This is a genomic window from Zavarzinia compransoris, from assembly GCF_003173055.1.
Classification (GTDB): Bacteria; Pseudomonadota; Alphaproteobacteria; order Zavarziniales; family Zavarziniaceae; genus Zavarzinia; species Zavarzinia compransoris.
This window is the reverse complement of sequence record NZ_QGLF01000001.1, coordinates 1,120,685-1,134,936: the sequence shown is the minus strand read 5'-3', so window position 1 is coordinate 1,134,936 and position 14,252 is coordinate 1,120,685. Positions and strand designations below refer to the sequence as shown.

The following is a 14,252-nucleotide window of genomic DNA, read 5'->3' as shown; positions in this document are numbered from 1 at the left end:
CGCCTAGCCCGTTCTGCACCGCAATGAAAATATCGCCGCCCGTGCTCCGGGGGCGGGCGGCGGGCTCAGCCCTCGAGTTCTTCGCGCAGCATTTCGAGGGCCAGCCATTCATCCTCGGCGGCGGCAAGCTCGCCCTGCGCCGCGTCGATCCGGGCCACCGTCTTCTGGAATTGGGCGGGATCGCGGCCGAACAGGGTACCGTCGTCGAGCCGGGCCTGGAGGCCGGCGATTTCCGCCTGCAATTTCTCGATCGTCTTCGGCAGGGTTTCCAGCGCGTGCTTTTCCTTGAAGGAGAGCTTGCGCTTCGCCGCTGCACGGGGGGCTTCCGCAGACGTGGCGGCGGGGGCGGGCTTGCCGGCGGCGGCCGGGGCCTGTTCCCGCGCTTCGACGCCGCGGCCGCGCTGCGCCACCATGTCGCTGTAGCCGCCGGCATATTCGACCCAGGCGCCCGGCCCCTCGTAGGCCAGGATCGAGGTGGCGATGCGGTCGAGGAAGTCGCGGTCGTGCGAGACCAGCAGCACGGTGCCGGCGTAGTCGGCCAGGATTTCCTCGAGCAGGTCCAGGGTTTCGAGATCGAGGTCGTTGGTCGGCTCGTCGAGGACGAGAAGGTTGGACGGCTTCGCCAGGGCCCGGGCCAGCATCACCCGGCCCCGTTCCCCGCCCGACAGCACGCCGAGCGGCGTGCGCGCCTGTTCCGGCCCGAACAGGAAGTCCTTCATGTAGCCGATGACGTGCTTGTAACTGCCCGCGACCTCGACCTGGTCGCTGCCGCCGCCGGTCAGGGCATCCTGCAAGGTGGTGGTCGGGGCCAGCGATTCCCGCTTCTGGTCGAGGGTGACCATCTGGAGATTGGTGCCGAGGCGGACCTCGCCGCCGTCGGGGGCGAGGATCCCGGTCAGGACGTTGATCAGCGTGGTCTTGCCGGCGCCGTTCGGCCCGACGATGCCCAGCCGGTCGCCCCGGCGCAGGCGCAGGTCGAGGCCGGCGAAGATGGCGCGGCCGTCGTAGGCCTTGGAGACGCCCTTCGCCTCGATCACGGTCTTGCCCGAGATGTCGCCTTCGCCGACGGCCATTTTCACCGTGCCGACCGCTTTCCGCTCCTCGCGCCGGTCCCGGCGCATGCCGTGCAATTCGCCGAGGCGGCGCATGTTGCGCTTGCGCCGGCCCGAGACGCCGTGGCGCAGCCAGTCGAGTTCGGCCACGATCTTGCGGTCCAGCTTGTGGCGCTCGCGCTCTTCCTGTTCGAAAACCTCGTCGCGCCAGTCCTCGAAGGCGGCGAAGCCGCGCTCGATGCGGCGGGCGACGCCCCGGTCGATCCAGACGGTCGAGCGGGAGAGGGCGGTCAGGAAGCGGCGGTCGTGGCTGATCAGCACCAGGGCGCAGCGGCTGCGCTTCAATTCGTCTTCCAGCCATTCGATGGCTGGCAGGTCCATGTGGTTGGTCGGCTCGTCGAGCAGCAGGATATCGGGCTCGGGCGCCAGCGTCCGGGCAAGCGCCGCCCGGCGGATCTCCCCGCCCGACAGGCTGCGCGGGTCCTCGTCCCCGGTCAGGCCGAGGGAAAGCAGCAGGCTGCGCGCCCGATAGGCGTCGTCGCCCGGGGCGAGGCCGGCCTCGACATAGGCGATGACGCTCGGAAAGGCGCTGAGGTCGGGCTCCTGCGGCAGGTAGCGGATGGTGACGCCGCTTTGCAGGATGCGCTCGCCGCGGTCGGGCTCGACCAGGCCGGCGGCGATCTTCAGCAGCGTCGACTTGCCCGAGCCGTTGCGCCCGACGAGGCACAGGCGGTCGCCTTCGCCGACGATGAGTTCGGCGCCGTCGATGACCGGGTGTCCGCCGTAGCCGACATGAATATCGCGAAGGGTGAGAAGCGGTGCTGCCATGATGTCGGGCCCGTCAATAGCCGCACCGCGCCCGGAGATCAACCTCGGCGGGCGCGCCGGGGTTTCCGGATTTTAAGGCAGCACTATTGACCTAACGCGCGGCTTGAGGCATTTATGTGCCCATATCCATCATGGGATGAAATAAAATGTCTGCCGAAAACATTGTCTGGAAAGATAGTTTCGCAAAACGCGCCAGCCGCATGAATGCCTCCGAAATCCGCGAATTGCTGAAGCTGCTGGACCAGCCGGATGTGATTTCCTTTGCCGGCGGCATTCCGGATCCCGCCCTGTTCCCGACCGGCGTGGTCGAACAGGCCTATGCCCGCATCCTGGCCGATCCGGCGCGCTCCGGGCCGTCGCTGCAATATTCGGTCTCGGAAGGCTATGCGCCGCTGCGGGCCTGGATCGTCCGCCATATGGCGGCCCTGGGCGTGCCCTGCGATATCGGCAATATCGTCATCACCGCGGGCTCGCAGCAGGGCCTGGACTTCATCGGCAAGCTGTTCCTGTCGCCGGGCGATACCGCCCTGGTGACCGCGCCGACCTATCTCGGCGCGCTCCAGGCTTTTAATCCTTACGAGCCGCGCTACGACACGCTGGCGCTGGGCGGCAATCGCACGCCCGATTCCTATCGCGAGGCGGCGGCAGCGGCGGGCGGGCGCGTCGGCCTTGCCTATCTGGTGCCCGATTTCTCCAACCCTTCCGGCGAGACCGTGCCGCTAGCCGAGCGCCTGGCGCTGCTCGACCTTGCGGCGGCGCTCGATACGCTGGTGGTCGAGGATGCGGCCTATCAGGCGCTGCGCTACGACGGCGAGCCGGTCCGCGCGATCCAGGCCCTGGATGTCGAGCGTTCGGGCGGGATCGAGCAGTGCCGCACGCTTTACTGTGGCACCTTCTCGAAGACCCTGGTGCCGGCGCTGCGGGTGGGCTGGATCTGCGGCCCCTCGGCGGCGATCGCCAAGATCGTGCTGGCCAAGCAGGCGGCGGACCTGCACAGCCCGACCATCAACCAGATGGTGATGCATGAGGTCGCGGCGGCGGTCTACGACGCCCAGGTCGAGAAGATCCGCAAGGTCTATCACCAGCGGCGCGACGCTATGCTGGCGGCCCTGGCCCGCCACATGCCGGAAGGCGTCACCTGGACCCGGCCCGAGGGCGGGATGTTCGTCTGGGTCAGCCTGCCCGAGGGGATGAGCGGCGCCGCCCTGCTGGCGCGGGCGATCGCCGAATGCCGGGTCGCCTTCGTGCCCGGCGGCGCCTTCTACGGCGAGGGGCGGTGCGACAACCGGCTGCGCCTGTCCTATTCCCTGTCCGATCCGGGCCAGATCGAGGCCGGCATCGGCCGCCTCGGCGCCCTGATCCGGCAGGTCCGCGCGGGCGCGTGATCGTCATCCCGCCTGTCGAGGGGGGATGGCCGCGGATGCGGGGCGATTGGATCGCCCCGCGTCAACTATTAACACCATTCCTGCGATAGTTGTGCGCTGCAAAAATCGCCCCGAAGCCGTGGTGAAGGCAAAAAACGGCGGAAAAACCGCAGGATTCAGGTAACAGGCAAGCCGCTACATGCAGCTTGGACGATAGATATGTTTCCATAATGAATGTTTGTTGCATTCATTGTGAAATTAATAACACGGCAATATGAGTGAAGTTGCCAGCTCAACACAGCCTGTTTCGCGCAAAGTCTCGGATGTTCGTCCCGAGGATGTCTGGCAGACACATTGGCGAGTCGGCGCGGGGTTTTCGGTGGTTGTCGCCGGCCACCTGAAACGTGGGCTTGCAGTCGAGTCGCTGCACCCGGGACGGGGATTCCCAAAGTTTCTACAGGGGCAGAGAAACGATGAAGATCAATGCGATCCTTGGCTCGGCGGTGTTTGCCGCTGCGGTCGCCGGTGCCACTTTCGTCGGCGCGCAGGACTCGGGGCCGGTTTCCGAGGTCAGCGGCCAGCTGTCGATCTTCGGCGGCGGCGACGAGAACGGCGGGCTGTTCGGCGGCGCGCCCAGCCTGACGGTGCCGGTGGACGGTTCCTTCGCGGTGCAGTTCGACGGCATTGCCGGCTTCGTCGCGGACGAGGCGGGTTTCGCCGGCGGCGCGGTGCAGCTGTTCTACCGTGATCCCCAGGCCTATACCGTCGGCATCGCCGGCGGCGGCTATTATGTCGACAGCTATTCGCAATACGCGGTCTCGGGCATTGCCGAATACTATATCGACAACCTCACCCTCGAAGGCGCCGTCGGCTTCACCACGGGCCAGATCCTCGAGGATCAGGTCTATGGCCGCGTCGGCCTCGCGGTCTACCCGAACCCGAACCTGCGTCTCGGCGGCGGCGTGACCTATTCCGATACGGTCGGCCTCGGCGGCGACGTCCAGGTCGAAGCACTGCTGACCGATGTCCCGGGCCTTGCCCTCTTCGCGGCCGGCGCCTTCGACGACAAGGGCGCCACCGGCTACGGCGGCATCCGCCTCTACTTCACCGGCCGCACGGTGCTTTCGGTCGCCGACAGCGCTGCCGAATCCACCCCCAGCCTGCAGGAACTGCACCGCAATTACGGCCGGCCGAACTTCTTCCTGTCGGATCCGAGCGGCTTCGGCATCCGCCAGATCAGCAAGGCGGGCGGCGCCATCAACGGCGGCGAGCCGTTCGGCGACATCGGCGAGGACGGCAACAACGACCCGGGCGACGATACCCCCCCGAACAGCCAGAACTGCCAGACGCCGGACCTGATCAGCACCGTGCAGTGCACCCTGGGCGGCCTGACCAACAATACCGTGCTCGATCCGGTCACCGACCTCGTGGACCAGCTGCTGAACCCGACCGACGGCGCCCTCAGCGCCCTGACCGGCCCGCTGGCGGACCTGACCGCCCTCGGCCAGGGCGCCCTCGCGCCCCTGAGCGAAGTGGTGCAGGCCCTGGTCGGCACGCAGAACTCGGCCCTGAACCCGCTGATCGACGGTCTCAACGCGGTCATCCAGGGCATCGGCCTCGGCTCCACGCCGACCGATATCGCCAACCAGCTGGGCGCCATTCCCGGCCTCGGCGCCCTGCTGCCGTAAGGCGGGCGGGACCCCTTGAAAAGGGCGGCTTCGGCCGCCCTTTTTGCTGGGCGGCACAAAAAAATGGCGCCGGGGGGACACCCGACGCCATCAAGTCGGCCCGGCGCTAAACCCGGGCGGCGTGCATAAGGGCTCACACGCAGGCTCTGTCTACGCCTGCGGCTAAAATTTGTCACTCGTCAAAAAATAGCAAATTGGGACGATTCCGTGCCTGTTCGAGCCGAACGGCCGCCAATCCGGATTATTCCCCCGGCCCCTCCACCAGCGTGCTCAGCAGCTTCGCCAGGGCATCGGCGCCGATTCCGCCGCCCATCAGCACGTCGCGGAGCGGCGGCAGGGCGAAATTGATCGCCGAAATGCCGACGAGGGCGGAAATGAAGATCGCCGGCTCGATGGTTTTCAGGACGCCTTGGCGATGAACCGCTTCGATATGGTGAGAAAACCCTGAAACAATATCGTTCAGGTAGTGCCGGGTGATCCAGTCCATGCGCTCGCCGCCGGCGGCGGCCTCGCTGAAGACGATCTGGATATGCTCGGGGTGGGACAGGCAGAAGGAGGCATAGTCGGCGATCAGCCGGGCGACGGTGGCCCGGGCCTCGGCCGGGGTTTCGGCCACGGGCTGGTCGGCCGGCTTCGGCATGGCGTCGAAGATGCTGGCGACGGCGGCCTGCCACAATTCCATCTTGGTGCTGAAATGATAGCCGAGATGGCCGAGTTCGATGCCGGTACGGGCCGAGATCGAGCGCAGCGACGCCCCGCCATAGCCAAGGGCCGCGAATTCGGCGATGGCGGAATCGACGATCGCCTGGCGCAGGGCCTGGGTCCGCTCTTCCCGGCCGAGGGAACGCGGCTGGCGGCGACGGGGCTTCTTGGCGGGATCGGGCATGCTGTTAAAGGCTCCGCGACGGCACAGGGGACGGGGACGAGACAAGACGGGGATAAGGCAAGAGGGGGATAAGGCAAGAGGGGGACAAGGCAGTGAGACGCAGGAAAATATTAATCATCTTTCTGACAGGCCCGTCCGGAACCGGCAAGGGTTGCCACCATCGTGCCACAGCATGTCGCCGTCCCATTCGAGAATTCTTGACGTCTGACCAAGTCTGTCGTCCTCTCCTGCAGAAGGGTGGGGGGAAACCGGGCATGCAGGGCGAGGATCGCGGTGCGGCGCCGCAGCGAGGGCGGCCGTCTTGACTGTGATGTCGGTGGTTCTTCTGGTTTTCGGCGTCGCGGTGGTGGCGGCGGCCCCGCTGGTCGCGGCCCATGTCCTGCTGACCGGGGTCAGGGTGCCGCGCCGGCTGCGCGCCGACGGCCGCCTGCCGTCGCTGATCGCCGCCCGCGCCGGCCAGATCGGCGGCCGCATCGGCAGCCTGACGCTGGATGTGGTCGGGCCCTTGAACGAGGTCGCCCTGGCCCTCGGCCCCAAGGATATCGCGGAGGCGGTCAACCGCATGTTCGCGGCCGAGCGGGAACAGATCCTGGACCGGGTGGCGCGGGCCCATCTCGGCGTCATCTGGCGCAGCCTGCCGGGGGCGGCCAAGGTGCAGTTCGAGGATCACCTGGCAAAGACCGTGCCCCGCGCGATCGACCGCGCCATGGACGAGATCATCGCCGCGATCGACGACCTGATCGACGTGCCGGCCATGCAGACGCGCTTCTTCGGCGCCCGGCCTGCGGAATTGTCGCGCATGATCGAAACCGTGGCCATGCCGGCCTTCCGGGCCCTGGCGGTGCTGCTGCCCGTGCTTGCCGCCGTGCCCATGCTGCTGCCGGTCTGCGTGCCCGGCCTTCAGGGCGTGCTGGGGGGGGTGCTGCTCGGGCTCGGGGTTTCGCTGCTCGGGGTGGCGTGGCTGTTCACGCCGCCGCCGGCGCGCTGGCGCCCGCTGCCGGCCCGCCTGTTCACGCCCCTGCTACCCGAGCGCCGCATGATCACCGCCTTCTATGCCGATACGGTGGCGGACGAGGCCTTCCGCCTGGACGTGGTCATCGACGAACTGGTCAGGGGCCGTGCCGCGCTCGGCACCCGCGCCATCGTCGAACGGCGGGTGAGCGCGATTTTCGCCCGGCTGCCCGGGCGCCTGCTGCTCAGCCTGGTGATTCCGCCCCGGGCCATGCAGGGCATGATCCAGTCGGCGACCGCCGAACTGCTGGACCTGCTGCCCCGGGCCGCGCGCGAGCCCGAATTGACGGCCCGTTGCGCCGATCGCCTGCGCCGGCGCGTGGTCGATTGCTTCGAAGCGATGGACGAACTGGAATTCCTGGTCATGCAGCGCAACGTGCTGCGTACCGAACTGCCGCTGCTGCATGTCTTCGTCGGCGGCATCTTCCTGGCGGTGGGACTTCTCGCCGCCCTGTGAGGCCGGCGGGAACAGGGGTGGGGAAACCGGGGGATGGTCCCAAAAGCGGCGGTTTCGCGCTTGGTTCGCCATGCGCGTCCGGGATAATCATGCGGCGGCCGGCAACAGACCGGCGGGGAGAGACGAGGTCGGGGCATGGGGTTTGGTGAATTCTGGGCGGAACTGAGCAGCCGGCCCGATTTCTGGGGTTTCGTCACCATTCCCATCACGGCCGCCGTGGTGACCTGGGTCCATGTCTGGATGGCCATGCAGATGGTCTTCTACCCGGTCCATTTCGTCGGCCTCGTTGAACCGTTCCTCGGCTGGCAGGGCGTCGTGCCGCGCAAGGCGCGCAAGATGTCGAACATCCTGGTCGAGAAGACGCTGTCCAAGATCGGCACCCTCAGCGACTTCATGCGCAAGATGGAGCCGGAGCGGATCTCCGAGCATGTCGCCAAGGCCGTCTCCGCCCGGATCGAGGATTACGTCGACGACCTGATGTCGGGGCAGAGCCCGGTGCTCTGGGCCAACCTGCCGCGGGTGGTGCGCAACCGCGTCTACAACCATGCCCGCGGGCAATTGTCCAAGGTCATGGGCCGGATGATGGACGACATCATCGATCATGCCGAAGACCTGGTCGACGTGCGCGAGATGATCGGCAATCAGGTCGAGGCCGACCGCAGCCTGGTCGTGCGCATGTTCATGGAGGTCGGCAACAAGGAATTGTCCTTCGTGATCCGGGCCAGCTTCTGGATCGGGCTCGCCTTCGGCCTGTTGCAGATGGTGCTGTTCTATTTCATCCCGGCCCATTGGATGCTGCCGGCCTATGCCGCCATCCTCGGCTTCCTGACCAATTGGATCGCGCTTTCCATGGTGTTCAGGCCGCTGAAGCCGATCAAATTCCTCGGCTTCCGCTTCCAGGGCGTGTTCCTGCAGCGCCAGGCGGAAATCGCCGACAAATTCGCCGAACTGGCCGCCAGCGAAATGCTGACCATCGGCCGCATCACCCGCGAAATCCTGGTCGGGCGGCAGTCGAGCAAGACCCGGCTGATCATCAAGAAGCACCTGTCGCCGATGCTCGAATCGCCGGTGATCCGCACCACGCTGCAACTGGCCATGGGGCCGGACGGCTATGCCGGGCTGAAGTCCTCGATCGCCGAGAAATCCACCACCATGGCCCTGGATCCGCTGGAGGAGGAAGCCTTCAACAAGGACCGGGCGAAATTCCTTTCCCGCTTCCTGGCGGAACGGACGCGGGCGCTGACACCTGAGGAATTCCAGGACCTGTTGCGCCCCGCGTTCCAGGAGGACGAGTGGATCTTCTTCGTTCTCGGCGCCGTCACCGGCTTCCTCGCCGGCTCGATCCAGCTCGCCCTCGGCTTCCAATAGGGGCCTCGACGGCGGGGCGGCGGCCGGCTTACCCTGGGCCCCGGGGTCTGTTCCAGCGGGGAAAGCGATGCAGCGCGTAACCATCACCCTCGACAACGACCTGATCGAAGAACTGGACCGCTTCATGGCCGCGCGCCAGTACGACAACCGGTCGGAGGCGATTCGCGATCTGGTGCGCGCGGGCCTCGGTGAGGTCGGTGTCGGCGAGGGCGGGGACCGGCCCTGCGTCGCCGCCCTGGTCTATGTCTTCGACCATCACCGGCGCGACCTTGCCAACCGCCTGACCAACGCCCATCACGATCACCACGACCTGTCGCTGGCGACCACCCATGTCCATCTCGACCACGACCGCTGCCTCGAAGTGGCGCTGCTGCGCGGCGCCTCGGGCGAGGTGCGCCATTTCGCCGACCATGTGATGGCGGAACGCGGGGTCCGCCACGGCCGCCTGGTCATCGTCCCGGCCGAGGGGGAAGCGGGCGGGGAGGACCACAGCCACCCGCACTGCCACGGCCAGGGCGGGGATTGAGCTCTATCCGCACGATGCCCCTGGATGCTTTCCTCCTGTTCCTGCCGGCCTGTTTCGCCGTCAATCTCGCCTTCGGGCCCAACAACCTGCTGGCCCTGACCAATGGCGCGCGGGTCGGCGTCGGCCGGACCGTGCTGGCCTCGGGCGGGCGGATGATCGCCTTCGCGCTGATGATCGCCATTGCCGGCCTCGGCCTCGGCGCGCTGCTCGCCACCTCGGCGCTGGCCTTCAATATCGTCAAATGGGCGGGGGCGGCCTATCTGGTCTATCTCGGCGTGCGCCTGCTGAAGGCCGGCGGCCCGGCGGCGGATGTCGAGGCGGCGGCGCCCCGCACGCTGGCCGCGCTGGCCCGGCAGGAATTCGTCGTCGCCGCCGGTAATCCCAAGGCGATCCTGGTCTTCACCGCTTTCCTGCCGCAATTCGTCGACCCCGGCGCCTATGCCCTCAGCTTCACCATTCTCGGCGCCACCTTCCTGGTGCTCGAGGCAGTCGCCATCGCCCTCTATGCGCTGATCGGGGCGCGTCTCGGCGCCGCCATGGCACGGGGCAGGGCGATGGCCTGGTTCAACCGCATCAGCGGCAGCCTGATGATCCTGTTCGGGGTGCTGCTGGCCTTCACGCGCCGCCCGGCCTGAAAGCGGGGCCGGGAAAAAAAGCCCGCCGTTCGAGGGCCAGGGTGAACGGCGGGCATGAGTGCGGCCGCGTCAGCGTGGGGCCCGAAGACGGGCGGCCCAACCGACATTGCGCTGCGGCCATTCCGATCAAGCAAGCGGAGGAGAGATCGCTTCACCTATCGGCGTGCAGGCATATGAAGCCGATTCCTATTTCCCCGCCATTCGACCTTGGTATGAGCAAAGTTGACGCAGGGGAAGCCTGGGCTGGCGCGCGTCCGGCCGAATTGCGGCGCTGCGGGACGGCAGGGCTTGCTAAGATACGGCAGCAGGGGAGATTCGCATGCGTCCTTCGCTTCCGGTTGCATTTATGTTCTCGATCGCCGTCATGGCTGTGCCGCCGGCGGGGGCGTCGGACCTGCGTCTCGAAGGCCCGGCGGTGGCCGAATTCGTGCCCGGGGCGGGGGCTTTCCTGCGCCTGACCGGGCGGGATTTCCTGCGCCGCAGCCACTATGTCGCCGAGGGCGATAGCCGCAACTACCTGATCGAGGTCGAGACCCGCAGCGAACCGCCCCTGGCGGAAAGCGACGATATCGCGCCGCCGCCGCGCCGCCTGATCTCCGTCCGCGCCCTGTCGGCGCAGGGCATCGGCCCGGTGCTGCGCACCCTGGACGTGAGGGCCAACGAGTTGCGCATCGACCGCATGCCCCTGGCCGAGGCGGAGACCTGGGGCTGCTGCGTGCAGGCCAATACGATCGCCACCTATGACCTGCTGACGGGCCGGCTGATCGCCGCGCGGTCCAGCGATTTCGACGTGCTGACGGCGACTGGCCTGCCGCGGGGCGGCCAGGGCGAGGCGGTGGCGTTCCAGGTCTTCACCTTCAAAGCGATCGAACCGGGTTATGAGGAACTGGCCAGCGCGGATCCGGCCTCGCTCGGCGTCATCACCCTGGTGCGCGAGGATGTGCCGGTGCAGCGCATCGAATTGCGCGTCGCCCTTGGCGATCCCCAGGCGGGTGAGCAGGTCGAGTGGCTGAACCGGGTGCAATGGCTGGACGAGGCCGACGGCAAACCCCGGGACGACCAGCACATCGTCTATGACGCCGGCAAGCCGACGGGCCGCGCCTTCACCTGGGCGGTGGACGAGGGGCAGCGCATCGTCATCCCCTTCGATGGCGAGCGTTTCGATATCGCCAGGGCCCGGCTGCCCGCGCGCCTCAAGCTGATCGCCCTGCCGGCCCGGCCCTGATGGGTCTCGCCTGACGGGGTTTACCTGACGGGGCTTGACCGGCGGGCCGCCCGCTCTACCCTGTGGCCGAACGGTTGTGGGGGCGGCGATGGACGGATTGGCAGCTTTCGTGTGGAACCTTGTGCCGCGCGCGGACCTGGCGCCCGATGCCTATGGCCTGGCCGACGATCTGCTGCGCCAGGCCCAGAGCACCGAGGGCATCATCGTGATCGCCGCCGTGGTCATCGGCGCCTGGGCCGTGTTCCGCCTGTTCCGCTGATCTCCCCGTTCGGCGGCGCCGTCAGCGCGGCGGGATCGAATAGGTTCCGGTGGCATGGGCGACCAGTTCCGGATCGCCCTCGGAATAGAGCGAAACCTCGCCGATCACGAGGCGGCTGCCGAACTTTAGGGCCCGGCTTTCCGCGATCATGTCGCGCGGTGCGGGCTTGCGCAGGAAATTGATGTTCAGATTGGTGGTCACCGCCAGAGCCACCGGCCCGAGGGTGCCGAGCACCATGGCATAGAGCCCGCAATCCGCCAGCTGGAACATGGACGGGCCGGAAATCGTGCCGCCCGGCCGCAGGTGCCGGGGGTCGAAGGGCAGGCGGCAGCGGGAGAAGCCGGGGGCCGTCTCCTCCACCTTGATATGGGTCGCCTGCTCGAAGACCTGCTCGAGGAATGCCTGTACCTCCGTCGCGGTCATCGCTGCCTGTTCCGGCAAGGCCATGATCCCTCCCTGGTCCTTGTTGCTTGTCCCTGCGTCAAAATAAGCGGCTGCCGGCGCCAGGACCACCCTTGCCCGCGCATGGGCCTTCGCCCTAAAAGCGGGGCATGATCCTGACCCCTGTCGATCTCGGCGAATTGCCGGCCCTGGCGGCGACTTTCGACGCGCTTCTCGTGGCCGAGGCGCCCTGGGCCCGTGCCGCTTTCGCCCTGATCGCCGACAGTGCGCGCTTCACCGCCGCCGGCGTCGATACCCCGGAACAGCGCGCCGCCGCCGTCGCCCTGGCCGAGAGCTTCGGCATGGCGGTGCTGGACGAGGAGCCGCAGGCGGCGTTCTCGTGGGACGGCCGCATCCTCCGCACCCGGTCGGAGGCGAGTGTGATCGTGCATGAGGTCACCCATTTCCTGGTCGCCCCGCCCGAGCGGCGCCATGTGATCGATTTCGGCCTCGGCGCCGGCCCCGAATCCGGCCGGATCGAGGAGGCGAATGCGGCGACCTGCGCCGATTTCGCCACCCGGGAACAGGAAGAGACGCTGGCCTCCCTGCTCGGCGTGCTGTGGGAGATCGAGCTGGGCCAGCCCGGCATTCTCGCCTTTCTCGAGCAGAATTGGCTGGAGGGCTGCCACCGGCCGACCGCGGCCCGCCATTTCGCCCGCTTCCTCGGCCTTCTGGTCGCGGCCGGGCTGGCCACGCCCGAGGGAAAGGTGCTGCGCCCGGCCCCCGGCTCGCTCGCCGCCTGAGCCCTTGTCCGCTATAGTGCGGCCAGCCGCAATGAACGGGAGAGCGTGAATGTCGACTTCGACCCTGGTGCCGCAACCTTCAAAGGCGCTCCAGACCATGGAGGCCGAGCTTGCCCGCGATACCTCGGCCGTTGCGGTGCTGGAGCCCGCGGAACTGGCGACGATCGGCGAGATCAAGTCCCGCCTCGACCTGACCGACAGCGCCCAGGTGCTGCAGTTCGGCGGCAAGGTCCAGGCCAATATCGCCGAATTCGCCGACGGCATCCTGAAGACCGTGGCGGCCAAGGATTCGGGCGTGGTGGGCGAGACCCTGTCCGACCTGATGGCCAAGGTGCGCGACATCGACGCCGAATCCCTGTCGAAGAGCGGCGGCTTCCTCGGCCGCCTGTTCGGCTCGGCCAAAAACGAGATCGGCAAGTTCCTGGGGCGTTACGAGAAGGTCTCCAGCCAGATCGACCGCATCGTCCTGAAACTCGAAGAGACCAAGGACCAGCTGCTGCGCGACGTCGTCATGCTGGACATGCTGTTCGACCGCAACCGCGAGAATTTCAAGGCGCTGAACCTGCATATCCGCGCGGGCGAGGAATTGCTGGCGGAAACCCAGGCGAAGCTGCTGCCGGTCCTCGAAGCCGCGGCCAACGACCCGGACCCGGGTCTGGCCCAGATCAACGCGCAGAAGCTGAACGACGTCCGCCAGGCCCTCGACCGCTTCGAGAAGAAGCTCCAGGACCTGCGCCTGTCGAAGACCGTGACCTTGCAGACCATGCCGCAGATCCGCATGATCCAGGCCAACGACACGGTGCTGGTCGAAAAGATCCAGTCGTCGATCCTGAACACCATCCCGATCTGGAAGAACCAGATGGTGATCGCCATTTCGATCGCCCGGTCGCAGGGCGCGCTCGAATTGCAGCGCAAGGTGACGGATACGACCAACGAACTGCTGAAGAAGAATGCCGAGCTGCTGAAGCAGGGCACGATCGGCGTCGCGCGCGAGGCGGAACGCGGCATCGTCGACATCGAAACCCTGCAGACGGTGAACCGCGACCTGATCTCGACCATCGACGAAGTGATCAAGATCCAGACCGAAGGCCGGACCAAGCGCCGGCAGGCGGAAGCGGAACTGGTCAAGATCGAGACCGACCTGAAGAACCGCCTGACCCAGCGCTGAGGCGGCCCGGGCGGCGATGGGCCGGCTGCGGCATGTCGCGGCGGGGGCGGGCGGCGGCATCGCTTTCCTCGTCTTCTACCTCGGCCTGGGGGCCGGGGCGGGGGCGTCCCTGCTGCTGGCCGGTGCGGCCTATGCCGGTCTGCTGCTGCTGGGACGGGCGCTGACACCGGCCGTCCTGCCCGACGACGGTATTGCCGCGGCCCTGGTCGAGGGGGCGGGGGAGCGGCTGCGCCGGCTCGACGAACTGGCCGCCGGCCTGGGGCCGGGGCTGCATCGCCGGTTTCAGGCGATCGCGGCGGCGGCGCTCGATACCGTGGCGCTGATCGAGCGCCGCCCGGCCGAAGCCATGGCGCACCGGCGGCCGCTCACCTTCTGGCTGGACATGGCGCTCAGGATCGCCGAACAGGCGGTCGAATTGCAGGCCCTGGCCGGGCCCGATCACCCCGATCTTGCCAAAATCGCCGGGATGCTGGACGAGGTGGGGAAAGCCTTCGCCGACCATGCCGATTCGGCCCTTGGCCGGCTGGACCTAGAACTGGCGGTGATCGCCCGCACGATCGAAGCAGAACGCGGCAAGCGCAGGCCGCGCGAAAGGGAGTGA

The 14,252-nt window shown here is 67.5% G+C and carries 14 protein-coding genes; 11 read left to right on the top strand and 3 right to left on the bottom strand.

Features of this window, described 5'->3' with window-relative positions:
* Window positions 1-65 precede the first annotated feature (65 nt).
* Window positions 66-1,880 (bottom strand): ABC-F family ATP-binding cassette domain-containing protein, encoded by a 1,815-nt coding sequence (locus tag DKG75_RS05515; protein ID WP_109920031.1) that lies wholly within the window; start codon window positions 1,878-1,880, stop codon window positions 66-68.
* Window positions 1,881-2,080: 200 nt separating this feature from the next.
* On the opposite strand from DKG75_RS05515, the gene DKG75_RS05510 reads away from it, so the two are divergent.
* Window positions 2,081-3,265 carry an aminotransferase-like domain-containing protein gene (locus DKG75_RS05510; protein WP_243746448.1) on the top strand — a complete coding sequence of 395 codons (1,185 nt, stop codon included), beginning with the start codon at window positions 2,081-2,083 and terminating at the stop codon, window positions 3,263-3,265.
* Between the two features lie 452 nt (window positions 3,266-3,717).
* The gene (locus tag DKG75_RS05505; RefSeq protein ID WP_109920029.1) at window positions 3,718-4,932 is read left to right on the top strand and encodes a hypothetical protein; all 1,215 of its coding nucleotides are present in this window, start codon (window positions 3,718-3,720) and stop codon (window positions 4,930-4,932) included.
* A 241-nt stretch (window positions 4,933-5,173) separates the two neighbouring features.
* Here the strand turns inward: DKG75_RS05505 and DKG75_RS05500 are convergent, their stop codons facing one another.
* Window positions 5,174-5,818: a TetR/AcrR family transcriptional regulator gene (locus DKG75_RS05500; RefSeq protein ID WP_109920028.1), complete on the bottom strand. Its 645-nt coding sequence runs from the start codon at window positions 5,816-5,818 to the stop codon at window positions 5,174-5,176.
* A gap of 301 nt (window positions 5,819-6,119) precedes the next feature.
* Here DKG75_RS05500 and DKG75_RS05495 point away from each other — a divergent pair, with 301 nt between their 5' ends.
* The 6 genes from DKG75_RS05495 to DKG75_RS22930 all read left to right on the top strand — a co-directional run bounded on the left by DKG75_RS05495 (window position 6,120) and on the right by DKG75_RS22930 (window position 11,299).
* Complete coding sequence (locus DKG75_RS05495) at window positions 6,120-7,286, top strand: hypothetical protein (RefSeq protein ID WP_133636782.1); 1,167 nt, start codon at window positions 6,120-6,122, stop codon at window positions 7,284-7,286.
* A gap of 135 nt (window positions 7,287-7,421) precedes the next feature.
* Window positions 7,422-8,654: a DUF445 domain-containing protein gene (locus DKG75_RS05490; protein ID WP_109920026.1), complete on the top strand. Its 1,233-nt coding sequence runs from the start codon at window positions 7,422-7,424 to the stop codon at window positions 8,652-8,654.
* A gap of 67 nt (window positions 8,655-8,721) precedes the next feature.
* A complete protein-coding gene (gene nikR, locus DKG75_RS05485; protein ID WP_109920025.1) occupies window positions 8,722-9,180 on the top strand; it encodes a nickel-responsive transcriptional regulator NikR in 459 nt (152 codons plus the stop codon).
* Between the two features lie 14 nt (window positions 9,181-9,194).
* Window positions 9,195-9,815, top strand: coding sequence for a LysE family translocator (locus tag DKG75_RS05480; RefSeq protein ID WP_109920024.1), 621 nt, complete (start codon window positions 9,195-9,197; stop codon window positions 9,813-9,815).
* 319 nt (window positions 9,816-10,134) lie between these two features.
* Complete coding sequence (locus tag DKG75_RS05475; protein WP_133636780.1) at window positions 10,135-11,040, top strand: hypothetical protein; 906 nt, start codon at window positions 10,135-10,137, stop codon at window positions 11,038-11,040.
* A gap of 88 nt (window positions 11,041-11,128) precedes the next feature.
* Window positions 11,129-11,299: a hypothetical protein gene (locus DKG75_RS22930; RefSeq protein WP_166646351.1), complete on the top strand. Its 171-nt coding sequence runs from the start codon at window positions 11,129-11,131 to the stop codon at window positions 11,297-11,299.
* Window positions 11,300-11,320: 21 nt separating this feature from the next.
* Here DKG75_RS22930 and DKG75_RS05470 read toward each other — a convergent pair whose 3' ends face one another.
* A complete protein-coding gene (locus DKG75_RS05470) occupies window positions 11,321-11,746 on the bottom strand; it encodes a PaaI family thioesterase (protein WP_109920022.1) in 426 nt (141 codons plus the stop codon).
* Between the two features lie 104 nt (window positions 11,747-11,850).
* Here DKG75_RS05470 and DKG75_RS05465 point away from each other — a divergent pair, with 104 nt between their 5' ends.
* From DKG75_RS05465 to DKG75_RS05455, 3 genes are read left to right on the top strand one after another with little or no spacing between them, the layout of a single operon-like run.
* Window positions 11,851-12,483 (top strand): hypothetical protein, encoded by a 633-nt coding sequence (locus DKG75_RS05465; RefSeq protein ID WP_109920021.1) that lies wholly within the window; start codon window positions 11,851-11,853, stop codon window positions 12,481-12,483.
* Window positions 12,484-12,532: 49 nt separating this feature from the next.
* The gene (locus DKG75_RS05460) at window positions 12,533-13,651 is read left to right on the top strand and encodes a toxic anion resistance protein (RefSeq protein WP_208111949.1); all 1,119 of its coding nucleotides are present in this window, start codon (window positions 12,533-12,535) and stop codon (window positions 13,649-13,651) included.
* Between the two features lie 16 nt (window positions 13,652-13,667).
* Window positions 13,668-14,252, top strand: coding sequence for a hypothetical protein (locus DKG75_RS05455; protein WP_109920020.1), 585 nt, complete (start codon window positions 13,668-13,670; stop codon window positions 14,250-14,252).